The organism is Streptococcus urinalis 2285-97 (genome assembly GCF_000188055.2).
GTDB classification, from domain to species: Bacteria; Bacillota; Bacilli; order Lactobacillales; family Streptococcaceae; genus Streptococcus; species Streptococcus urinalis.
In genome coordinates this window covers 1,888,401-1,911,373 of record NZ_AEUZ02000001.1, presented here as the reverse complement: position 1 = coordinate 1,911,373, position 22,973 = coordinate 1,888,401, and the positions used below count along the sequence as shown (strand labels likewise).

17 protein-coding genes are annotated in these 22,973 nt (G+C 34.1%); 12 read left to right on the top strand and 5 right to left on the bottom strand.

Translation table 11 applies throughout. The annotated features are described in order from the left end of the window. Positions 1–7: 7 nt before the first annotated feature. Positions 8–1,498 (bottom strand): LPXTG cell wall anchor domain-containing protein, encoded by a 1,491-nt coding sequence (locus STRUR_RS09720; protein ID WP_006738897.1) that lies wholly within the window; start codon positions 1,496–1,498, stop codon positions 8–10. A gap of 413 nt (positions 1,499–1,911) precedes the next feature. Between STRUR_RS09720 and STRUR_RS09715 the strand changes: the two genes are divergently transcribed. The 4 genes from STRUR_RS09715 to STRUR_RS09700 all read left to right on the top strand — a co-directional run bounded on the left by STRUR_RS09715 (position 1,912) and on the right by STRUR_RS09700 (position 4,882). Beyond that, positions 1,912–2,433 (top strand): PepSY domain-containing protein, encoded by a 522-nt coding sequence (locus STRUR_RS09715; RefSeq protein ID WP_006740053.1) that lies wholly within the window; start codon positions 1,912–1,914, stop codon positions 2,431–2,433. A gap of 168 nt (positions 2,434–2,601) precedes the next feature. Continuing rightward, the gene (locus STRUR_RS09710) at positions 2,602–3,015 is read left to right on the top strand and encodes a hypothetical protein (RefSeq protein WP_006739887.1); all 414 of its coding nucleotides are present in this window, start codon (positions 2,602–2,604) and stop codon (positions 3,013–3,015) included. A 141-nt stretch (positions 3,016–3,156) separates the two neighbouring features. After that, positions 3,157–3,846, top strand: a complete 690-nt coding sequence (locus tag STRUR_RS09705) for a response regulator transcription factor (RefSeq protein WP_006739407.1) — start codon at positions 3,157–3,159, stop codon at positions 3,844–3,846. 1 nt (position 3,847) lies between these two features. Then, complete coding sequence (locus tag STRUR_RS09700; RefSeq protein WP_006740203.1) at positions 3,848–4,882, top strand: sensor histidine kinase; 1,035 nt, start codon at positions 3,848–3,850, stop codon at positions 4,880–4,882. 62 nt (positions 4,883–4,944) lie between these two features. Here the strand turns inward: STRUR_RS09700 and STRUR_RS09695 are convergent, their stop codons facing one another. After that, positions 4,945–5,694, bottom strand: a complete 750-nt coding sequence (locus STRUR_RS09695; protein WP_006740264.1) for an AraC family transcriptional regulator — start codon at positions 5,692–5,694, stop codon at positions 4,945–4,947. A gap of 115 nt (positions 5,695–5,809) precedes the next feature. Between STRUR_RS09695 and STRUR_RS09690 the strand changes: the two genes are divergently transcribed. The 7 genes from STRUR_RS09690 (at position 5,810) to STRUR_RS09660 (ending at position 12,650) form a co-directional block, all read left to right on the top strand. Continuing rightward, entirely contained in the window at positions 5,810–6,544 is a 735-nt protein-coding gene (locus tag STRUR_RS09690) for an SDR family oxidoreductase (RefSeq protein WP_006738834.1), read from the top strand. A gap of 12 nt (positions 6,545–6,556) precedes the next feature. After that, entirely contained in the window at positions 6,557–7,396 is an 840-nt protein-coding gene (locus STRUR_RS09685; RefSeq protein WP_006739437.1) for an SDR family NAD(P)-dependent oxidoreductase, read from the top strand. Between the two features lie 101 nt (positions 7,397–7,497). After that, positions 7,498–7,827 carry a PadR family transcriptional regulator gene (locus STRUR_RS09680; protein WP_006740728.1) on the top strand — a complete coding sequence of 110 codons (330 nt, stop codon included), beginning with the start codon at positions 7,498–7,500 and terminating at the stop codon, positions 7,825–7,827. Next, positions 7,814–8,365, top strand: coding sequence for a DUF2812 domain-containing protein (locus STRUR_RS09675; protein ID WP_006740374.1), 552 nt, complete (start codon positions 7,814–7,816; stop codon positions 8,363–8,365). The genes STRUR_RS09680 and STRUR_RS09675 overlap by 14 nt, the downstream gene beginning before the upstream one ends. Before the next feature lie 283 nt (positions 8,366–8,648). Continuing rightward, entirely contained in the window at positions 8,649–9,107 is a 459-nt protein-coding gene (locus tag STRUR_RS09670) for a MarR family winged helix-turn-helix transcriptional regulator (protein WP_006738845.1), read from the top strand. Continuing rightward, on the top strand, positions 9,107–10,909 hold the full coding sequence (locus STRUR_RS09665; RefSeq protein WP_006739455.1) for an ABC transporter ATP-binding protein: 1,803 nt from the start codon (positions 9,107–9,109) through the stop codon (positions 10,907–10,909). Before STRUR_RS09670 ends, STRUR_RS09665 begins: the two co-directional genes overlap by 1 nt. Further along, positions 10,899–12,650 carry an ABC transporter ATP-binding protein gene (locus tag STRUR_RS09660; protein ID WP_006739588.1) on the top strand — a complete coding sequence of 584 codons (1,752 nt, stop codon included), beginning with the start codon at positions 10,899–10,901 and terminating at the stop codon, positions 12,648–12,650. The genes STRUR_RS09665 and STRUR_RS09660 overlap by 11 nt, the downstream gene beginning before the upstream one ends. Positions 12,651–12,665: 15 nt before the next feature. Here the strand turns inward: STRUR_RS09660 and STRUR_RS09655 are convergent, their stop codons facing one another. The 3 genes from STRUR_RS09655 to STRUR_RS09645 all read right to left on the bottom strand — a co-directional run bounded on the left by STRUR_RS09655 (position 12,666) and on the right by STRUR_RS09645 (position 21,212). Beyond that, positions 12,666–13,022: an LPXTG cell wall anchor domain-containing protein gene (locus STRUR_RS09655; RefSeq protein ID WP_006740729.1), complete on the bottom strand. Its 357-nt coding sequence runs from the start codon at positions 13,020–13,022 to the stop codon at positions 12,666–12,668. 73 nt (positions 13,023–13,095) lie between these two features. After that, positions 13,096–19,533 (bottom strand): MucBP domain-containing protein, encoded by a 6,438-nt coding sequence (locus STRUR_RS09650; protein WP_006738531.1) that lies wholly within the window; start codon positions 19,531–19,533, stop codon positions 13,096–13,098. Between the two features lie 518 nt (positions 19,534–20,051). Continuing rightward, the gene (locus STRUR_RS09645) at positions 20,052–21,212 is read right to left on the bottom strand and encodes a low temperature requirement protein A (protein ID WP_006739150.1); all 1,161 of its coding nucleotides are present in this window, start codon (positions 21,210–21,212) and stop codon (positions 20,052–20,054) included. A 238-nt stretch (positions 21,213–21,450) separates the two neighbouring features. Here STRUR_RS09645 and STRUR_RS09640 point away from each other — a divergent pair, with 238 nt between their 5' ends. After that, complete coding sequence (locus tag STRUR_RS09640) at positions 21,451–22,797, top strand: replication-associated recombination protein A (RefSeq protein ID WP_006738680.1); 1,347 nt, start codon at positions 21,451–21,453, stop codon at positions 22,795–22,797. Positions 22,798–22,973: the final 176 nt, after the last annotated feature.

The following is a 22,973-nucleotide window of genomic DNA, read 5'->3' as shown; positions in this document are numbered from 1 at the left end:
CAATTATTCATGATTTTTTTGGCTTTTTTCTTGGGAAAACGAAGAGTCCTGTAATCATTGTCATTAATCCTAAGACACTAAATGTTTTGTCTTTTTGTGACTCACCAGTTTGAGGTAATTGTGCTTTGTAATTGCTGCTTGCTTGTTTTTGGGAGACAATTGCTTGTGTGACTTTTTGGATAGATGGATTTGTTGGGTGATAAACTTCTTGTTTTGAACTTGGTTTTGTATCTGGTTGTGGTGTTTTTACAGGCACATATTCGTAAATAACATGTGTTGTTCCTTCTACCAGATAGCCTGTTTCAGAATCAGAATTACTAGCAAGGCCAACTAACTGATATAAAATACCATTTACTGTGATAAAGACAGGTTTTTCAGTATCATTTTCAGCAGTATTGTAAGCAACAGCTTGTCCATTAAGATCAACTAATGGGCTTACTGAGGTATCAGTGTATGTTGATTTGATACTTGTATTTGTTCCTTTGATAACATAATCCACTAACACATTTCCAGTATAAAATGCAGAGACATCTTGATCAGCCATATCTTCTGTTAAAGAGAGGTAGTAAATGATGTCAGTGTTATCCCTTACTCTAAAAGTATCAGCATAACTAAAGAAGGTACTACTATCAATATTAGTATCATTAGGAATCCAAGTCCAATCACCATTATTTGGTGTGATATAGGTATTAGGATTTGATACTGATTTGACTAAATGACCATTTTGAACATTATCTTCAGAAATCAAACTAGGATTAGCTAGCCCACTAAAATCGCCAGTAGTAGTTGTAACAGCATGTAATGGAAAATCTTCTAAAGAATGATCGCCAGTTTCGAAACCACGGATGTAACCTTCTGCATTTCCATGCCAATCCATACGAGCGTCAATTGCTAAATATTTAATTTTCTTAGCATCTTCAAGACTAATTGTGACATCAATTTTAACAGCGTGACTTCCAGTAGTATTGGTGTATAAATTATAAGTATTAACAAAGCTTTCACTATCAATAGTCACGTCATTTCCTGTAACAACATATGGAGTAGCGCCATTAGATAAGGCTTCAGCTGACGGGATGTCAACAGCATTGCCGTAAAAATCAACGTCACTTGAAGCTGCATCTTCATAGCTAATTTGGGTCATAGTAACATTTACTGAGATAGGATTACCATTCTCATCTCTGGTACCAATTAATGTAAAAGCCACATTAGCATTAGTTATTTTTGGAATTCTGATGGCTAAGTCACTTACGGAATCATCTTTATTGCTTGTTGTCATTTCTTGATAAGAAACAATATAAGAATAAGTCACAGACTGTCCATCAGCACTGACTGTTGCATTTTGCCCTTCAACATTAACATGCCCACCGTTACTAACGATATTACCATCAACTGTTTCAGCTGGTTTCTCAACAGTTGTCTCTGATGTGTCCTGACTATCAGTAGTTGTTAAAGCAACTGCTTCACTAGTATTAGTAGTATCTGCTGCGGTATTTGTCACGTTAGAACCTGACGTTGTGTCGACAATATCATCGGCATGAACATGGTTATTGGCAAATAAAAGAAAACTTGTTATCGTCGCGGTCGAGATAAAAAGATGTTTAAAATTGTTTTTTATTGTAATCCTCCGTTATTTAATATACCACTAAAGATTAAAAAATCAATAAAATTTAATTATTAAACTATTTTGATAATGAAACTATTCTTATCAATCAACAAATCCTAGATTGAATAAAAGAGAAAATGGAACAAAAACGAAAACAAGATGAAAGAAATGAATGGAAGAAATTGAAAAGCACATAATCAATTTAATAAATGAGAAAGATTAGACTTGATTAAGTGACAGCATTTATTTGAATTAATATAGTCACTATGATACAATAAAGTATCTAAAGTAATTAGGTGGAAAATAAAATGAAAAAATTACTGGTTACTAATGCCATATTATTGTCGGCGATTGCATTGACAGCATGCTCTAATGGCTCAACAAATGGAAGTATTTCTGAAGATAAAGCAACAAGTATCGCTCTAAAAGATGCTAAATTGAATAAAAAAGAAGTCTCCAATTTAAGTGTGAAACAAGATGAAGACGATGGAAATTCAACTTATGAGATTGACTTTAACACTAAAAAGAAAAGTTATGATTATACCATTAATGCAAAAGATGGAAAAATTATTGAAAAATCAACAGATACAAAAGGTTTAGCCTCAACAAAAGATTTAACTAAAAAGTCTATTTCTCAAGATAAAGCGAAAGAAATAGCTTTAAAAGATGCTGATGTTTCCGAAAAAGAAACTTCAATGATGACCGTTAAAAAAGACATGGAAGATGCGACAAGCACCTATGAAATCGAATTTACAGTAAATAATAAAGAATATGATTATACTATTAATGCGAAAACAGGAGACATTATTGAAAAATCAATAGATCAATAGCATGAAGGCACCTATTAAGGTGTCTTTTTTATTTTTGGTGTAAGGTATGATTTTATAGTTAGCTAAGAAAGACTTAAGAATTATTTTAGATTTGACTTAGGTTTATTTTATTTGGGATTGGTATACTTAAACCATAAAATAACAAACCTAAAGAAAAGAGGTATTCTTATGAAAACTAAAGGAACATTACAATCTACTGCTAAACACTTAAAATTAGGACTTGTTTCAGCTATCTTTGCTGGGGGAATCTTTGTAGCACTGAATCCAGTAACTCCAGCATCTGCAGCAAATTATACTAATCAGTCGACTCGTCAATTAACAGATTCCGAAATCTATGAAAATGCTCAAAAACTAGATTTACCTGATTATATTCATGGTTCTATCTATGGTATTCTTAATCAAAACTCAAGCTTTAATTATGGTAATGACAATACAGAAACACAAAAACCACAAGCCCATCAAGAAAAACAACACTTAACAGATTCAGAAATCTATAAAAATGCCCAAAAACAAGAGTTACCAGACTATATACATGGTTCAATCTACGGAATTTTAAATCAAAATTCAAGCTTCAACTATTAATAAACAAAAAGTCTTTAAGGATAGGAAACGAATACTTTTTCGTAATCATTAAATGATCTTTAAATCAGTAGTTGGTTCAACTAATACTTAGTGTTATACTTGAAAAAGCATAACACTAAGTTTTTTATGTAAGGAGAGTTTATGACTTATAGGATATTATTAGTAGATGATGAGACAGCCATCACAGATATTAATAAACGTTACTTAGAGCAAGCGGGTCATGTAGTGACGGTAGCTAGTGATGGTGATCAAGCTTTACACTATTTTCACCAACATCAATATGATTTGATTATTAGTGACATTATGATGCCTAATATGGATGGCTATGATTTTATGGGAGAAGTCTTAGCTGAAAAGCCAGACCAACCATTTCTTTTTATTACTGCAAAGATATCTGAACCCGATAAAATATATTCTTTGAGCCTTGGTGCAGATGATTTTATTTCAAAACCATTTAGTCCTCGCGAATTAGTCCTTCGCGTCAAAAATATACTTAATAGAATATATGGGGCAACCAGTAATCAAACAGAACGTTTAACGATAGGAGATCTCGTAATTGACCATAGTACGCGTGTAGTGAGCGTTGCTAATCAGACTCTCAACTTAACCAATAAGGCATTTGATTTACTGTGGATTTTAGCAAATCATTTAAATCATGTTTTTTCAAAAACAGAACTGTATGAAACCGTTTGGGAGGAAGACTATTTGGATGATACCAATACCTTAAATGTCCATATTCATTCACTTCGTAATGACTTAGCTAAATACAGTACTGACAAAACGCCAACTATAAAGACCGTTTGGGGATTAGGTTATAAACTTGAGGGATAATATGAGATTAAGAACATATATTATTATTGGTTATTTAGTGTCTATGATTATCACAATAGCTGGATTAATTATTGGATTAAAGCAAATGTTGATAACCTCACAAAACATGTTATATATTTTAGTGATGACTCTAGTGGCATCATTTGCAGGTGGTGTTGTTAATCTGTTTCTTCTAAGTAATGTTTTTGCATCCCTCAAAAAATTAAAAGAAAAAATGCAAGCTATTTCTCAAAAAGACTTCCATCGTGAAAATCTTATTAAGTCGCCGCTGGAGTTTAAAGATTTAGAAGTTTCTTTTAATCAAATGTCTTTAGAGTTGGAAAATAGTTTTGCTTCGCTCAATGAGAGTGAACGTGAAAAATCTATAATGATTGCTCAGTTATCACATGACATCAAAACACCACTGACTTCTATTCAAGCAACAGTTGAAGGGATTTTGGATGGTATTATTTCAAAAGAGGAAGAAAGCGATTATCTCAATACAATCTCAAGGCAAACGTATCGCCTAAATCAATTAGTTGAAGAATTACATGTTGTGAGCTTAAATGAACAAAAAAGTGGTGACAAACAAGGTTTACAAGTCATTTATCTTGAAAAATTATTGATTGATATTTTATCAGAGTTCCAATTAACCTTAGAACAAGATAATCGACCTGTTGATATTGAAGTGTCATCAGAAGTTGTCAAAATAAAAAGTCAATATGATGCTTTATCCCGTATCATGTTAAATTTAGTAAGCAATGCCATAAAGTATTCAGAAGCAAATACAGCTTTAATTATCAAAGCTTATCAAAAAGGGCAATCAGTGAGGATTGATGTGATTGACCAAGGACAGGGCATCAAAGAAAAAGATATTCCCTTAATTTTTAAACGACTATACCGCGTTGAACTGTCTCGAAATATGAAAACAGGAGGTCATGGTTTAGGTTTATACATTGCTAAACAATTAGCCAATCAACTTGGTGGCGATATTCTTGTTGAAAGTCAGATTGGACAAGGAAGTTCATTTTCTGTAGTGTTACCTTTTCAAAAATAAAAAAGCCTTATTTAAAGGCTTTTTTTAATATCATCATAGTACTAAATGAATAGCAAATCATTTTATTTTCCATGAATACGATTATCGTCATTTTTTAGTTGGAATTGTTTTGGTGTCATACCAGTCTGTTTTTTGAAAATTTTACTAAAATAACTTTGAGAAGAAAAAGCAAGGGTATCAGAAACTTCAAGTATTGAAAACTCACCATCTTTTAACATGTTTTGAGCAACTTCAATTTTTTTACTTTGAATATAACCTTGTACAGTGTTCTGTGTTTCTTCTTTAAAAATTTTTGAAAGGTATTTTTCAGAGTAACCGATGGCATCCGCAATAGCTTTGATGGAAATAGATTCATGAAGATGATCTTCAATGAATTGAATAGCATGTAAAATAGGTAATTTTTGAATTAGCTTTTTTTCTTGTTTTTTAACAGCATTAGCAAAATCAATAATCATCTTTTCTTGTAAATGATTGATTTCATTAATAGTTGTACATTTATCCATTGTTTGGATAAAAAGATCACTTGTATTATAAGCTTCCTCTTCTCTCATACCACCTTGAATGGCGAATCGTGTCGCAAGAGTAGTTGATGCCACAAATAAGTATTTTTTGTCTCTTAACGCATCATCAGATAATTTTCCAGTCATTTGTGAGGTAAACATCTCATGACCTGCTCTCCTAGCACCTTCAGGGTCACCTATTTTGATGTAGTAATATTGTTTTAATTCTTCATCGTAACGATGATGTCTGTAATGGATTTCACGGTTGAGATAGGCTTGATAATTAATTTCTTTTTGAATGGATGATTTCATGACACTATTTTACCAAAAATATGACAATATTATCAAACTTATTCATGAGTTAAGGTATTATAAAATTATAAGAAACAGCTATTAACGTGATTGTCAATTACTTCAGGAGGTCATTATGGGAACATTATCAGGAAAAACAGCATTGATTACTGGTGCTAGTTCAGGTTTTGGTGAGGGGACAGCTTATTCATTTGCTAAAGAAGGCTGTCAACTCATTTTAACAGCTAGAAGAGAAAACAGACTAAAAGAAGTGGCTGCCAAATGTGAAGAACTTGGTGGAAGTGCTATATATGTCGTTGGTGATGCTAGAAGTGAACAGACGGCTGAGAAAGTTGTGAAAAAAGCTTTAGATGCTTTTGGACAAATTGATATCTTAATTAATAATGCTGGAATTGGGCGCGTGCAGTCGCTTATGGAGACTAGTATGGCTGATTTTGATTTGATTATGGAGACCGATGTGCGATCAGCTTATGCTTATACGCGTGCAGTAGTTCCAGATATGTTGAAAAGACATGCTGGTCAAATTATTTTAGTATCATCTGTCACAGGAATAAAAGGCCAAAAAAATGAAACAGCTTATAGTTGTAGTAAGTTTGCTTTACGTGGTCTTGGTCAAGCTTTGCAACAAGAACTCTTATCAGAAGGTATCAAAACGACAGTCTTTTGTCCACATGCTGGTGTCACTGAATTTGAGATTGGTCATGGTCGTGATAGAGAGTCAAATGACAAGTCAGGTTTCTTAACACCAGAAGATGTCGGAAATGCTTTACTTCAAGTCTGTACACAAACAGATAATTGTTATGTGGCTGAACTTTGTTTAGCATCAAATAATGTTGTGTTTTTTAAATAAAGGAGAAAATCTATGGTAGATGTGATTAAAAAAGATAATGTAGCGGTTATCACAGGAGCTGCTTCTGGAATTGGTGAAGCAGCAACTCGTTATTTTGCAAAAGCTGGTATGAAACTGGTCTTATTGGATAGAAATGGTTCAGCACTTCAAAAATTGTATAGTGAACTAGAAACACCTTGTCAAACACTAGTTGGAGATATAACAGATAGTCAAGTATTAAAAAGACTTGTTGAGATAGCATATGATAATTTTGGTCAGGTCAATCTACTATTTAATAATGTCGGTATTGGTTGTCAGACAAGCCCATGGACAAATCTTGATAATTGGAAATTGACTATGGCTGTTAATTTATTTTCAATGATTGACATCCAAAGTCTTTTTATTCCAAAAATGCTAGAACAAAAAACACCATCGGCAATAGTTAATTTAGGTTCTAAAGAAGGCATTACAACACCACCTGGAAATGCGGCTTATTCTGTTTCTAAAGCAAGTGTAAAAGTATTGACTGAACAATTGGCTTATGAATTACGTAATAGAGAAGAAGATCAGGTATCAGCACACTTGTTGGTTCCAGGTTATACTTGGCCACCCATGAATTTTAAAGATGCTGATTTTAATGATAAAACATCAAAACCGGCAGAACCATGGTATCCTGAACAAGTCATTGAAGCATTAGAAAAAGGCTTATTAAATGACCAATTCTATATTATTTGCTTAGATAATGAAGTGACAAAAGAAATGGATGACCGTCGGATGCATTGGGCTATGTATGATATTATTGAGAACAGACCAGCTCTATCACGATGGCATCCTGATTACAAAGAGGAATTTGAGAAGTATTTAAATCATTGAAAATAAAAAGCCTTATTAAAGGCTTTTTTCTTATTTGTAAAATTAAACTTGACATATATAACGAATCTCGATATATCGAAGAACGATAGAAAGGAACAATAGTGGACAAACGATTAAGTAGAATTTATATGCCGATGTCAGAGACAGCCTTTTATATCTTATTTACACTTCAAGAGGAAAATCATGGCTATGGTATTGGACAATTTGTTGAAAATCTGACGCAAGGTGATATTGTTATTAGTCCTGGGACTATGTATGGAACCCTTTCAAAAATGGAAAAAGATGGACTTATAGCTTACCAAGGAGAGGAAAATAAACGCAAAAAATATAAAATAACGCAGTTGGGTCAGGAATTGTTGACCATTGAAATGAGACGAATAGACCGCTTATATCACAATAGCAAAGGAGAAAAGTACCATGACAAAAACTAAAAAAGTAATAACCAGATTCTTTACAATTGCTGATTATGATGAAGAAACAGCTTTTTTACATGAGCAACATTTACAAGGTTGGAAGTTTAAGAAGGTGATATTACCTTGTTTCTTTATTTTTGAAAAATCTGAAAAAGAAGACTATATCTATCAATTAGAATACGTCAATAAAAAACAAGGTGAAGATTACTTTACTTTATATCAAGATTATGGATGGGAATACTGTGGTTCATGTGTTGGTTGGAACTATTTTAGAAAGCCAGCTGACCAAGTTCATTCAGCTATAGATAAAGAAATTTTTTCAGATGATAGTTCAAAACTAAAAATGATCTCAAACATTAGTAGAACAAGATTAATTCCTTTAGTTATTATTTTATGTTCATTATTCATCAATATCTTTATTCAACAAAATAGACAGTCTATGGTGGATCACATCTTATTTATTATATTATTATTACTAATTCTTATTTATCTTGTGTTAATTCCTTCTATTTGGATAAAATTACGGAAAAAGAAAAAAGAGCTGGGTTATAAATAAGAGCACCTTAGAAGTAGTGTAGTTATAATCCTATCTTTAAAAAAGCAAAAAAGCCAAGAGAAATCTTGGCTTTTTTGAGAGATTTATGAAAAAGAAAAGTTTTAGGATGTTTATACTATAAGCTGGCTAACTTAAAATTAACTTAATTATTCGCAATTACATAAATGAATGTAGAAGTATTTAAAAAGAAATAAAAAAAGTTCTCATGCGAACTTTTTTCTTGACAATAGTTCTCATGAGAACTATAATAGTTCTCACGATAACAATTTTTAAGGAGGAGATCATGGCAAATGCTATGGAATCAGGCTTTCGAGAATTAAAAAATTTTATCAACGAAGTTGAACAATTTATCTATGAAGAGGCAAAACATTTTGATGTTGAACATCTAGGTGGCCCTCAAGGTTTTGTTATTATGTACTTACTCGAAAATCCTGACAAAGATTTATCGTTTAAAGATGTCGAATCACATCTGAAAATTTCGAAGTCTGTTACTTCAAATCTTATAAGGCGTATGGAGCGTAATGGTTTTGTAGAAGTTCAGATTTCAAAAAAAGATAAACGTGTCAAACACATCTGTTTAACGGATTTTGGAAGAGGAAAAGCTGACCAGCTTAAGCAATATTTAGATCATATTCATGATGTTTTTCTTAAAGATATTACTAAAGAAGATGCTGAAATTACAAGGAAGGTACTTTTTACTCTCAAAACAAATATTAAGAATGAAATGAAAAGGAGAAACTAATGTTTAAGATTATTAAACGTTTAAATGCCAAAGAGTGGGGTATGATTGCACTTAGTACGCTTTTTATCTGCTTGGCGGTTTGGGCTGATTTAAAATCGCCTTCTTATATGTCAAAAATTACCACACTTTTACAAACCAAAGGTACAACTGCTGCTGATATTATGGATCCAGGCTCAAAAATGCTATTATTTTCATTTGGTTCTTTTATGTCTGCGGTTATTGTTGGTTTTCTAGCTTCTCGTACAGCAGCTAGTTTTACTACACGTTTACGTTCTGATGTTTTCAATCAAGTCATTGATTTTTCAGATGCTGAAATTAAACAATTTTCTGTGCCTTCACTCTTGACAAGAACAACTAATGACTTGACGCAATTGCAGATAATGATTGTCATGGGGATGCAGGTTGTCACTCGTGGTCCCATTATGGCAGCATGGGCTTTAACAAAGATTTGGGGTAAAAGTGACCATTGGACAATGGCAGTAGGTGTTGCTGTCGTAATTGTCATGATTTTGTTGCTATTTATTCTAAGTGTAGCCTTTCCTAGGATGCGTAAAATTCAAGGTTTAACCGATAACCTCAATGGAACAACACGTGAAATTCTTAGTGGGATTCGTGTAGTTCGCGCTTATAATGCTGAGGATTATCAGGATGCCAAATTTAACAAAGAAAATATTGCTTTAACGAACCTCAACTTATTTGTCAATCGTATTATGGCATTAATGAATCCTGTCATGACAGTGGTTTCAAGTGGTTTAACACTTGTTATTTATTGGATTGGTGTTCATTTAATTGATGATGTGACAATTTCAAAAACAAGCATGGCCTTAGCTATGTCTAATGTAAAAGAACGTGTTTCAATCTTTAGTGATATGGTTGTATTCTCATCTTATGCAATGCAGGTTATCATGGGCTTCATGATGATGGTGGCCATATTCATTATCTTACCACGTGCGATGGTTTCTGCTGGCCGTATCAATGAAGTGCTAGCACTAAAACCTTCTGTCAACTTTTCAGAAGAAAAAGCTCATGAGAGTGTAGAAAAAGGTTCTATTTCATTCCAAGACGTTTCATTCCGTTATGTTAAAGAATCGAAAGATGTCATAGAACATGTTTCTTTTGAGGCTAAGGCTGGTCAGACTGTCGCATTTATTGGCTCAACTGGTTCTGGTAAATCAACACTTGTAAACTTGATACCACGCCTTTATGATGTTACTCAGGGTGCCATTTTAGTTGATGGTATTAATATCAAAGACTATTCACATCAAGAATTGAACAATAAAGTCGGATATATTCCACAAAAAGCAGTGCTCTTTAGTGGTACAGTCCGTTCTAATATGAATTTTGGTCAAAGTCAACAAGGTCACATAAATGATGCTGCTATTTGGGATGCTCTAGAATTAGCTCAAGCTAAAGACTTTATTGAAGGGAATGAAAAAGGTCTGGATGCTACAGTTTCTCAAGGTGGGAACAACTTTTCTGGAGGTCAAAAGCAACGTTTAGCAATTGCTCGAGCTTTAGCACGTAAACCAGAAATCCTTATTTTTGATGATTCATTTTCAGCCTTAGACTATAAAACGGATCGTCAACTACGTTATGATTTGAGTCAAAAAACGAAAGAAATGACTAAGATTATTGTGGCACAACGCATTTCAACTATTATGGATGCCGATTTAATTTTGGTTTTAGATGAAGGTAAAGTTGTGGGTCAAGGAACTCATAAAGAATTGTTAGCAGAAAATTCTGTTTATCAAGAAATCGCTTATTCACAACTTTCTAAGGAGGAATTAGAAAATGGAAAATAAAACAAAAAAATCCTTAATCTCTAAAATGATGCCTTATGTCAAAGGTTACCGGATCTTCTTTTTAGTTGCTATTGTTTTTACAGTTATTTCTAGCATTATTACAGTGATAGGACCTGATAAGCTAAAAGAGATTACTGATGCTATTACAAAAGGATTAACCGGTCAATTAGATCTAGATAAAATCGGTCAAATTGCAGGATCATTAGCGATTTTATATATCACTGGTGCAGTTGTTGCTTATATAGCTAATTTTTTAGTGACGACGATTATTCAACGCTTCTCACAACGGATGAGAGATTCGATTGCCCTAAAAATTAACAAGGTACCTTTAGCCTACTTTGATAGTCACTCACAAGGGGATACCTTGTCTCGTGTCACCAATGATGTGGATTTAATGACACAATCTTTGAACCAATCATTGGGTTCACTTGTTTCCGCTACTATTTTATTAGTAGGTTCTATTATCATGATGTTCCATACTAATGTAACTATGGCGTGGACTGCGATAGGATCAGTTTTAATTGGCTTTATTTTGTCAATTTTTATCATGGCAAAATCACAATCATTCTTCAAAAAGCAACAAGCAAATTTGGCAAATCTTAATGGTTTTGTTGAGGAAATGTATACGGGTCATAACTTGGTGACAACCTATAGTGCTGCTAATGAATCTAAAGAAACATTTACTGACCTCAATCATAAACTTTACAAGTCAATGTGGCAATCACAATTCTTTTCTGGCATTATGATGCCGATGATGCAATTTATTGGTAATTTTGGTTATGTCATGGTTTGTGTCGTTGGTGCTTCTTTAGTTATTGATAACAAAATCACAATAGGAACAATTGTCGCATTTATGACTTATGTACGGATTTTCTCTCAACCATTATCACAAATCGCACAAGCTGGGACACAATTACAATCTGCAACAGCTGCCATGAATCGTGTTTTTGAATTTCTTGATGAAGATGAAATGCTTGAAGAAAGTAAGAAAACACGTCAGTTACAAGATATTAAAGGGAATGTTTCATTTGAACATGTGACCTTTGGTTATAATGCGGATAAAGTGATTATTAATGACTTTTCTGCCATTGCTGAGGCAGGTCAAAAAATTGCCATAGTAGGACCAACAGGTGCTGGTAAAACAACTATCGTCAATTTGCTGATGCGTTTCTATGAAATCAATCAAGGTAGAATTGCTATTGATGGTGTCAACACTCAAGATATGACTCGTGAAGAAGTTCATGATGCTTTCTCTATGGTTTTACAAGATACCTGGTTATTTGAAGGCACTATCAAAGAAAATTTAATCTATAATCAAGAACACATTACTGATGAACAAGTTGTCGCCGCTGCGAAGGCAGTTGGAGTGGATCATTTCATCAGAACCTTACCAAAAGGCTATGATACCGTCTTAAATGATTCCTTAACCTTGTCAGTTGGTCAAAAACAACTCTTAACTATTGCGCGTGCCCTCTTGAAAGATGCCCCACTCTTAATCCTTGATGAAGCAACATCTTCAGTTGATACAAGAACTGAAGAATTAATTCAAAATGCCATGGATAAATTAATGGAGGGTCGTACTTCCTTTGTCATTGCACACCGTCTATCAACTATACGAAATGCTGATCTAATCTTAGTTATGAAAGATGGCAATATTATAGAACAAGGAAATCACGAAGCGCTTATGTTACAAAATGGCTTTTATGCAGACCTTTATAATTCTCAATTTGAAGCTGCTTAACCTTGGTATAAGTGATTAATCTGATAAAAAAGCTCTAACTTTAGTTAGGGCTTTTTGTGTTGAAATTTGGATAGAAAAGTTTTGAAAAACATAAAAAGCCAAGAATAACACTTGGCTTTTTAGAGAGTTATGAAAAAGAAAAAATTTTAGGATAAGAATAATATAGTCTATTAAACTTAAAAATGACTTAAGATTTTTTCTTTCTTTCTTTCTTTTTCCTGGTAGAGCTAAACCGATACCAGATAATAGTGATAAGGCAGCTATAGTAAGGAAAGCACTATTATTGTCATTTTCACCTGTCGATGGTAATTGATGAGATAGGTCTTTTCCTTCTACTTTTCTATCTTTTATTCTATTTTGACTTAAAGGCATTGGCATAGTTGTTTTTTCTTGAGATAATTTCTTGAAAATATGCGTTACATTACCGTTTTCATCAGTTATTGATTTAACAAATTGATATTGGGTGATTGATTGATCCGGCAGGAAGAGTAACTGTTGATGTCACCGAACTTTTAAGAAAGTGACCAGATTCATCTGTCCATTTTGTAATGACTTTCAGAACTTCTTGAAAGACATAAGTTACCTGAGTTTCGCCTTCACGAACTTTTCCAACTTCGGCGCCTTGAACAGCAACTAATCTGTAAACTTTACCATCAAAAGTTGTTATAGTAGCTAGTTTATAAGCGCTAGTATCATAGTCACTATCTGTTTTTGCTGAATTGGTAACAAGAACAGGTGATTTTAGTCTATTACCTTCTTGGTCAACATAGTTCACAATAACAGAACCTTGATGTCCAATAAGATCACGTGTTACCACCTTAATGACTTTGTAGGTAATCTCTTTATTCGGAGAATCGATTTTACCTGTTACACTTTCTTGGCTAAGGATTTTATATGAAGTGGTGTATTGGATGGTATCATTTCCGACAAGGCTAATTTCAGAAATAGAAGATGGGATGCCTTTAATTGTTGAAGAATAATTGGTTCCATAATCACCGGTAGCAATGACTTCAGAAGGTGAAAGGAGTTCTACTAAATTGCCTGCATCATCTACCAAAATCGTTTGTTGTGAAACTGTTCCCGTTTTCATGACTTCGCTGATAGTGATTCGTTTAATAATGGTATAGATAACGTCAGTCATTGGTGCAGTTACAGAGCCAATTGTATTTGAAGGTGAATATTGCAAATCGTATGTCGTTGTCGTCGTGATGATGCGATCACTTACATCCTCAATCGTAGAAGAATTAGTTGGGACTCCTTTAGCAAAAGTCTTATAGCCAGTACCATAGTCAACATGATCTTTTACGATTTCTTTTTCAGATAGCACTTGTAGTTGGTCGCCATTTTCATCTACTAAAAGGGTCATTTGAGTGACAGATCCCGTTTTCATTATTGTTTCAACAGTAATATGTCTCACAACAGTATAGACGACATTTGTTTCACGTGATTGAATAATCCCTTCAGCATTAGCCGGAGTAGGTTCTACTGTGTAAGCAGTGGTTGTTGTTGTGATGGAATTGCCATTATCAATTTGCTTAGTACTATTTTCGGGAACTCCTTTAATTGAAGTTGTATAGGTTGTTCCATAAACGGCATCATCAAGTAGGGTTTCTTTCTCAGAAAGTGTGTCTAATTGATTTCCCTCTTCATCTACCAATATTGTTGTTTGAGTCACATCACCCGTTTTCATGACAGTATTTGTTGTTACATGTTTAACTACTTTATAAACGACATCAGTTACATCTGAGTGAATTGTACCATTTGCATTGCTAGGTGTCCCTAAGATTTCATAAGTAGTAATTGTTGTAGTAATAGAATTACCATTATCTACCACCTCAGGTTTAGGATTGCTTGGGACCCCTTTGATTGTTGTAGTATATTCAGAACCATAAACACCATTTTCGCTGGTTGTTTCTTTCGGAGATAATACTTCTAGTTGGTTATCATTTTCATCCACAAGAATAGTGGTTTGAGTGATGCTACCAACTTTATCAACCCAGTTAGTATTGACAACCGATTTATAGGTATAAATAATATCTTGATTAGGTTGGTCAATTGTCCCATCAATTGTTCCCTCAGTGTTTGTTGCACTTGTTGAATACCCTTCTACACTTACCAAGATATATTTAGTTGTTTCAACACCAGTACGGTTTGCTTCATCGATTGTTCTAGTAGTTGTTTCTGGAATACGAGTTGTTGTCTCGAATGTTTGACCATAGTCACCGTCAACTACTGATTCGTGGTCTACAAATGGTGTTTGACCATCAATTTGATGAGTTACTGTAACTGTACCTTGTTTCATTACCCAGTCAGTAGTGACTACTGGACGGTAAGTGTAAACAATACTTTCTAAAGTAGAATCTACTTTACCACTTACAGTTCCATTATCGTTAGTAGAAGAATCGTCTAAACCTGTGACAGAAACAAGCTCATAAGTTGTCGTTTCAACACCAGTACGGTTAGCCTCCTCAACGTTACGAGTAGTTGTTGCTGGAATTTGAGACTCAGTTGTAAAGGTAGTACCGTAATCTTGATCAGACACAACAGGTTGATTGTTGATGAATGGCTCTTTACCTTCAATTTGATGAGTAACTGTAACAGAACCTTGTTTCATAGTCTTAATAGTTTCAACATTTTTAACAACTACAAATACGACATCTTTTGAACCATCTTCAGTTAACTCAGTGTCAGTATCTTGAAGAGTGCCAGTTGCTTCAGAATTATCTTTTAATATGTATGTTGTAATAACACGCTCGAGGTAATCTCCCATGTCACTTGTAACATCAGTGTTTTCTGGAATGTTTTTAGCTAGAGTAGAATAGTCGTCACCAAAGTTTTTATCAGTCGCAACTACTTCTTTTTCAGATAATACTCCTAAATCAGAACCATCAGCATCCTGAAGTACAGTTTCTTGAGTGACTTGTATAGTTGTTGGTAAGTACATCAATACGACATCAAAGTAATTTCGGTCAATTGTAAAGGTTCCTGTATCAGTACCATAAGTCATTTCACCATAATCACTATATTTGTAAAGCGTACCGTTATATACTATGTATTCTGGGTGGTAATTAACACCACCAATATCGTGTAAGTCGTAAGATTCATTGACTTTAGGAGATACCCCTAATTCAGAGTAAGGAAAAACCATATCTTTGATAGGGTAAAAACCACCATCATCAGTTGGAGTGTAATACTCTACAACCAAGTTATTACGCATGTCCTGAGCTACATAGTAAAGGTAAACATCAGTTACACCTTCTTGTACAAAACCTGAAATATTATCTGGGTTATTGTAGTTGAATGCGTATAATGTGCCATCAGCATCAACTAAGTTAAATCTACTTGGATAAAAGACTCCATCGGCTCTTGTAATACCGTCAGAATATACAATTCCCACCGTATCATAATATGTTCCTGCTGGAGTATTTTCTCCTAAATAGGTAATAGTAGATGCTAGTTCTTTTTCTGTTCCTTCCTCTAAGAAATGAAGAACTACAGAACCATACATTTTTTGATAAATATAGGTCATAACCGCATCAGTTGTGGAATAAACGCCAGTAACAGGTGCATTATCACTCTTTGCCGCAACTAATTTGTAGTAGGTTCCATCGTCAGCAGTTAAAATATCTGGATAATAAGTATCTTTATCTGAAACATCATATGCAGATTCTAGGTCATTAAACATAGCAATTTGCTGTTTAATGACATTCCCGTCAGTGTTTAGATAATTGATATAGAGGTTACCATCAGGAATAGTTGTTGCCATTTTTATGGAAACAGTATTTGATTCAGAATAGACACCACCATCAACGGAATCACTTGTAGAAAGATAAGCAGTTTCGCCTTCCGTTGCATTATTTGCGATAACTGCATTTTTAATGAAAAATTGAAGTGTTGTATTGGCTGGTATTGGGATGTCGTTTATAAATTTGATATTGGTAATAGCTGACCAATCAGTTACCTGATCTGCGGTTAGCCAAGTGGCTTTGTCAATGCTTTGGGCATCTCCGGTTGCAGTAGTGTAGACGGCATGCCATCCAGTAGTAGGTTCTATAGTAGATGCAAAAGTCAGATAAACATCAAATTGAGAATTACGTGAACTACCATCATTGTAGACATCTCCAAGACGAGGCAACTGTGTAATCAGTTCTACCTTTGTCAAGTCTGTTGCAGAAGTATTGGTATAGTCAATTTCAAAATTGACTTGATCACAAATTCGATGGCCACTCGTTGCATAGGTATAATGCCTATCAGCATCTCCTTTAACTTTTGATAAAGCCCCTGAAGATGTTGATGCCTGTAAGACGAAAGTATCAGTTCGTGTTGTTGAGTTTTTAGCAGTAACAGTGATACCTTCAACGACACCTAAATCGATACCGTCTTTAGGGATAAGGTTAGCATCAACGTTGTCCCAATAACCAATTGTTTGTACGGTGTAGGTACCATTGATGACATACTTATTTGACAGTGTCCAAACCGTTTGTTTTGAAGTGTCTCCAGATTTAGTTGTAACTGCCTTTTCGACATACAAATCTTTACCAGTATTGCCAAAATCATAATACACATTAAATTTGGAAAGGTCTGATGGCACTAATTCGTAATCAACAAGATAGGCATTTCTGATTGGTGGCTCATATGCAGTTAAGTCAATTTCTTGCTTCTGACTCCCAGTGGTCGCTGCTTCACTTGCATAGGTTGTGTATTGGTGTTGAATACCTCCTTGGACATTTGTTCGTGATGTCCAGGTTGAAACGCCAGTAGCATCATCCATTGACACATAAACAACAGTTCGTGTTAGGTCGGTTGATTTACTTTGTGTTACGGAAGTGGCATCACTACAATTAGTCAATGTTGCAGTAGTGGTTGAGGTTAACTTAGTAATAGTAGAATCATCATATAAAGTTCTCCAATCACCAAAGAAGGTGTTCTCACGAATCGTAAATTTACTAATATTACCCGTAGAGATAGAATTCTTTTCTAGGATGAAGTTATTGAACTGATAACGTAAGGTAGAGACTTTGCTTGATTCAGGAATATCAAGAGTTTGATTTGTATAGGTAATAGTTCCTAACATTGTGCCTGTAGTATTGTCATAGACATCAATACTACCACCATTTTGTAAAATACCACGAGTGGAAGGATCGTCTACTGTTACTTGATAGTAATATTCATTATCATTGACAGTATCTTCTATGACAGTGTAGTTATCTATGGCATACTTTGTATCTAATGGAGCTGCTGTAGATAAAGAAATATCTGTTTTATAGTAAGCTTGACCATGTGCATAGATAATTTCAGAGTCTCCGTTACTATATAAATTTTGGGCTAAAGTAATAACACTATTGGATGCTTGTGAAGTTGGTACCGTTGTCACAAGCTTAACAGTATTTGTGCGCGTGTAAGAAGTGCCATCACTTAAATTGTAAGTTGCATTTACAGTTTGATAATAATCACCATTAAAAGCTTTAGCTGGCGCTCCTTCTTGAATAACAAATGAGATAGGGACATAATCTGATGAATTATTCCAATTTGATGTGCTATCACCACCAATAGGATTATGCTCACGGTCAAATGACAAATGATAACCTGTCGCATCTTCGGTCCAACCAAAATCTTTTGAAGCTTGACTTAGACTTTGATAAGGTCTTAATGGTAAATCATAAGTTCCACTGACAATTGGTTCAACAAGAGCACCTTGATTAATGTTATTTCCACCAAGTCCATTGATTGTTCTACCATCATAAATGCCTGTACCAGGGTCATTATAGTCACGAGATGCTGTTTTCGTGGCATCATTCCAGTTACCAGTCCATACAAACATTGAAATGGTGGCTTCTGTCCCACTATCAATGGTTCCATCTTTATTGGTATCGTAACCGACAACTTGTCCAAGTGACATATTTGATCCACCACCAACACCATTAGTTACTGATTTAAATTGGTGGGAAATTGTTCCTAAATCTTTGACAAGATAACCTTCTTTATCTAAGAAGAGTGCAGAAGTGATGATTGAATTGTTATCAGGTCTTACTGCTTCTTCAAAAGTACCTCCATTATCAGTGATATTTGGCTTATAGGATAAAACAATATGATAATCGGAACCACCCGTTAGAAGGTTTGGCGTGTATGTTACATAAGCATCGTTACCCACATACTCAATAGTATAAGTAACGCCTCTAGGAGGTGTCGTGCTGATCGTTGTTAATTTACCATTAGTAATTTTAACTTGTAAAGTGCCACCATTATAATCAGCACCTGTCCCGGAAACGTTTAAATTAAATGTTTCAGTAATAGCATTACCAACAGATAAATTAGTTGTTGCTGTATTAGACGTGATAGAAGCTGTTACAATACCACTCGTATTGTCAGACAGTGTTGATGAGTTAGCAATTGGGTTGTTGTTAGTATCGGTTGTCACTAAAGCCAATTTTGACTGAAAAGCTAACTTTGTTGCTGTTTTTAAAGTGGTTGAATCAGCACTTTGAACTATAGAAGAACTTGTTGACTCAGAAAACTGAGCAGTACTTGATTGTTGAGAGTCTTGACTAGTTGTAGAATTGAGACTTTGTGAAGTACTGTTAGTATTTGTAGTTTCAGAATTCTGTATTGCAGTTGTTGACTCTGAAGATGATGTCGTACTTGTTATTTCAGAAGCTTGAGTGCTATTTTCAACAGTAGAAGTTGTAGATTGTGAGTCAGTAATTGCAGTTGTTGTTACAGTGGTATTAGCGCTATCAATTGGTTGAGTAACTTGTGAATCAGCTGAGACAGTTTGCCCACCTAAAATCAAAAGTGATCCAAGATAAACAGAACAAAGGCCAACAGTTAATTTTCGTAACGAAAAGGTCTGTCTTTTGGTCGTAAATGCCTTAAAAGAACGCATATATTCTCCTTAGAAAAATAAAATCATATCATTATACTCAAAATTAAGTTGTTTGACAATACTAATGTTTTATTTTTTTACAAAAAATTGTAAAAAATGATAAATATTATTAATAGTCGTTTAATAATATTGAAAAATTTAATAATATCTTAAATGGAAGATAAAGATAATACTTACAATGGAATAAGAAACAAAATGATTCGGTTATTAAATAAGTAAACTTGCTTTTTAAGCGACAAGAATTAGAAAATTGGAAGATCACTTCTAAATATCGAATAAAGTACCGTATTGAAATGATAAAAAGATTAAGTATCAAATAAATAATTAATTTTTGCTATTTGAGAGGATAAAAATTCGGTAGAAATTTTAAGGAACTTCCAAAATCTCATTATAAGATACACAAAAAAAGTCACTTGGTTGTTAAAAATAGAAAACTAAGCTTCCTTATATAAGGAAGCTTAGTTTATTAATGTATTTAATTTTTATATTAGTCTCTTTACGAGATGAGTTTCAATAACCTACGAAAAATCTCTTCTATTTTTTGTAGGATCTGGATGTGCGATATGGTTACGTTCACGTGTTTTTCGTCTAAATAGCATATTGAGTCGAGAGATACTGTGTGCTGAAATAATAAGGATTAGACCAAGTAGCCATACTCTTGTACCAGAAAGGGCAATGACAATTCCACTGAGAAGAATGATGAAGATAAAAAGAAACCAAGCACTTTTATTGAATCTATAGAGTTCTTGGTTGTAAATAGCAGTCGACAAGACACCAATAAAGTAGAGTAAGACGCCAAAGAGAAATAACCAGTGACCAATACTAGCATGATGAGCATCAACTAGGAATTCAATACCAACTGTAAAGAAATTGACACCCAAGAAAATTAAGAGATGAGCAAAGAATAGAAGACTAGCCTCACGATTAGAATGATGGTCAATACTGAGGAAGGTTTGAGTCATGTAAAACATGAAAAGTAGAGCCATACCTAGAAAGAGCAAGATACTATCAATTGGATGACTGGATAAAGGATAGGTCTGTATGATGGCAATGACAGTTTCTCCAAAGACTAGAATAGTCATCAGTTGCATTCGCTCCATCATATGTGGAAAATTGAGACCATTCCGGTCAGCATTTTTATCAAAACGGATCAGATAGTGACTGATAAAAGGTATAAGATAAATTAGTGAAGTAACGGGGCTTGCACCGATCAGTCCCACAGCAAAAGGGATGAGACTAACCGCAGCAACTAAAAGCCTGACAATATGAGTTTTAATATCATTATTAAAACCAAGTACTCGACCTTTCAAGAAAAATTGCAGAGCAATAATCAGATAAGCTAATATTAAAAGACTGTTAAACCAGATGACCCGATGGGTGCCAGCTGTCATTTTGACCATTCCAAAATTAAAATTGAGGGCTAGATTTCCCATGACAAACATGAGTGCAACAACTGTAAAAATATCGATACGACGAGAATCACCATATTTATTATAGTAAAAAAGTTCATTGTACCAAACATTTAACAAAATGACGCTGACCATAATAAAGGCAAAGAGGTTACTAAAGATCAAATGACTAATATGTATGGATGATGTTAAATTAGAAATGGCCATAACCATGGACAAATCAAAAAAGAGTTCGTAATTTGATACTCGTTTGCTCAACTGTTTCGGCATAAGCCCTCCTAAAAAGTTAAATTATCTGTATCATTATAGCATATTTTAAAGTTAGGAAAGCTATGGATTCAATAAGAGGTGATTAGAAAGTTCAAAAGAGAGATTCTTATTTGACTATAACTCAACCTTATAGTTTATAATAGAGTCAAGGTGTGATGATGTTAAAAATATCTGATTTAGTGAAGTAGGTAACCAGTCAGATACACTATCATTTTTTATGATGAAAAGGAAGGTCACAATGGTATCACTTTTTGATGAAATCTCAGACTATAATCAACCTTTGGCGGCGCGTGTGAGACCAAGAAACTTAAATGAGTATTTTGGTCAAAGTCATCTGATTGGTCAAGGAAAAGTCTTGAGAAAAATGATAAAACAAGGACAGATGTCTTCTATGATATTTTGGGGACCTCCAGGTGTCGGAAAAACAACACTTGCTAATATCATTGCAAATCAAACGCAAGCTAAATTCTTAACTTTTTCAGCGGTCACTTCAGGTATTAAAGAAATTCGAAAGATCATGCAAGAAGCTGAAGAGAATCGTCAATATGGAGAAAGAACGCTCGTTTTTATTGATGAAATTCATCGTTTTAATAAAGCACAACAAGATGCCTTCTTACCTTTTGTTGAAAAAGGTTCTATTATTCTGGTAGGGGCAACCACTGAAAACCCCTCTTTTGAAGTCAATGGTGCACTGCTTTCTCGTTGTAAAGTCTTTGTCCTCAATCAGCTAACAGAAGATGAGATGGTTGATTTGCTTAGTCATGTTTTAAGGGATGACAGAGCATTTCCAAATCAAAGCATTAGTATTAGCAGAGAAAATCTGAAAAAAATAGCGCTATATGCTGATGGAGATGCTAGAACAGCGCTAAATACCTTAGAGATGGCCGTCCTTTATAGTGAGATTCATGATGGGAAAGTTATTATTTCAGAAGATATCATGGAAGATTTACTGGAAAAGAAAATGCTTCTCTATGATAAAACGGGTGAAGAACATTATAATATTATCTCTGCACTGCACAAATCAATGCGAAATAGTGACCCTGATGCGGCTATTTACTGGATGATACGAATGTTAGATGGTGGTGAAGATCCACTTTATATTGCTAGACGGCTGATTCGTTTTGCTTCAGAAGATATTGGTTTAGCAGATAGCAGGGCATTGTCTCTGACGACAGAAGTTTATCAGGCTTGTCAATTTTTAGGATTACCAGAGTGTGATATTCATTTGACACAGGCGGTTATCTATTTATCGCTAGCACCCAAATCCAATGCTGTTTATAAAGCAAGATTAGCAGCGGCTAAAGATGTCAAGTCAACACAAAATGAGCCTGTTCCCCTTCATCTACGAAATGCCATAACAAATCTTATGAAAGAGGTAGGGTATGGGAAAGGTTATCAATTAGCTCATTTTTATCAGGATAAGTTGACGGATATGCAAACCATGCCAGATAATTTAGTTGGTCACACTTATTATAAACCTACAGAAGAAGGCCATGAAAGCCGTTTTAAAGAACGTCTTAAATACCTAAAAGAATGGAAAGCCAATCACACAACTTTTGATAATGGGCAAACAAGAAAAAAATGACAAATCAAAAAGACTTTGAAGAATCTGTTCAAGGTCTTTTCTTTTGTCTTTAATAAAGACTGACTTGGGAAAAATTGAACACTAATCAATATCATTAATTAACCAATTTTTTAGTTATTTTATCAATTTACTTAGTATGATAGATATTATTGATGTTAAATAAATGATAAATGTCA

Bases quoted from the DNA above. Each gene is read 5' to 3' on its own strand.
- STRUR_RS09715 (WP_006740053.1), top strand. From the start codon at position 1,912: ATGAAAAAATTACTGGTTACTAATGCCATATTATTGTCGGCGATTGCA.
- STRUR_RS09710 (WP_006739887.1), top strand. From the start codon at position 2,602: ATGAAAACTAAAGGAACATTACAATCTACTGCTAAACACTTAAAATTA.
- STRUR_RS09705 (WP_006739407.1), top strand. From the start codon at position 3,157: ATGACTTATAGGATATTATTAGTAGATGATGAGACAGCCATCACAGAT.
- STRUR_RS09700 (WP_006740203.1), top strand. From the start codon at position 3,848: ATGAGATTAAGAACATATATTATTATTGGTTATTTAGTGTCTATGATT.
- STRUR_RS09695 (WP_006740264.1), bottom strand. From the start codon at position 5,694: ATGAAATCATCCATTCAAAAAGAAATTAATTATCAAGCCTATCTCAAC.
- STRUR_RS09690 (WP_006738834.1), top strand. From the start codon at position 5,810: ATGGGAACATTATCAGGAAAAACAGCATTGATTACTGGTGCTAGTTCA.
- STRUR_RS09685 (WP_006739437.1), top strand. From the start codon at position 6,557: ATGGTAGATGTGATTAAAAAAGATAATGTAGCGGTTATCACAGGAGCT.
- STRUR_RS09675 (WP_006740374.1), top strand. From the start codon at position 7,814: ATGACAAAAACTAAAAAAGTAATAACCAGATTCTTTACAATTGCTGAT.
- STRUR_RS09670 (WP_006738845.1), top strand. From the start codon at position 8,649: ATGGCAAATGCTATGGAATCAGGCTTTCGAGAATTAAAAAATTTTATC.
- STRUR_RS09665 (WP_006739455.1), top strand. From the start codon at position 9,107: ATGTTTAAGATTATTAAACGTTTAAATGCCAAAGAGTGGGGTATGATT.
- STRUR_RS09660 (WP_006739588.1), top strand. From the start codon at position 10,899: ATGGAAAATAAAACAAAAAAATCCTTAATCTCTAAAATGATGCCTTAT.
- STRUR_RS09655 (WP_006740729.1), bottom strand. From the start codon at position 13,022: ATGCCTTTAAGTCAAAATAGAATAAAAGATAGAAAAGTAGAAGGAAAA.
- STRUR_RS09650 (WP_006738531.1), bottom strand. From the start codon at position 19,533: ATGCGTTCTTTTAAGGCATTTACGACCAAAAGACAGACCTTTTCGTTA.
- STRUR_RS09645 (WP_006739150.1), bottom strand. From the start codon at position 21,212: ATGCCGAAACAGTTGAGCAAACGAGTATCAAATTACGAACTCTTTTTT.
- STRUR_RS09640 (WP_006738680.1), top strand. From the start codon at position 21,451: ATGGTATCACTTTTTGATGAAATCTCAGACTATAATCAACCTTTGGCG.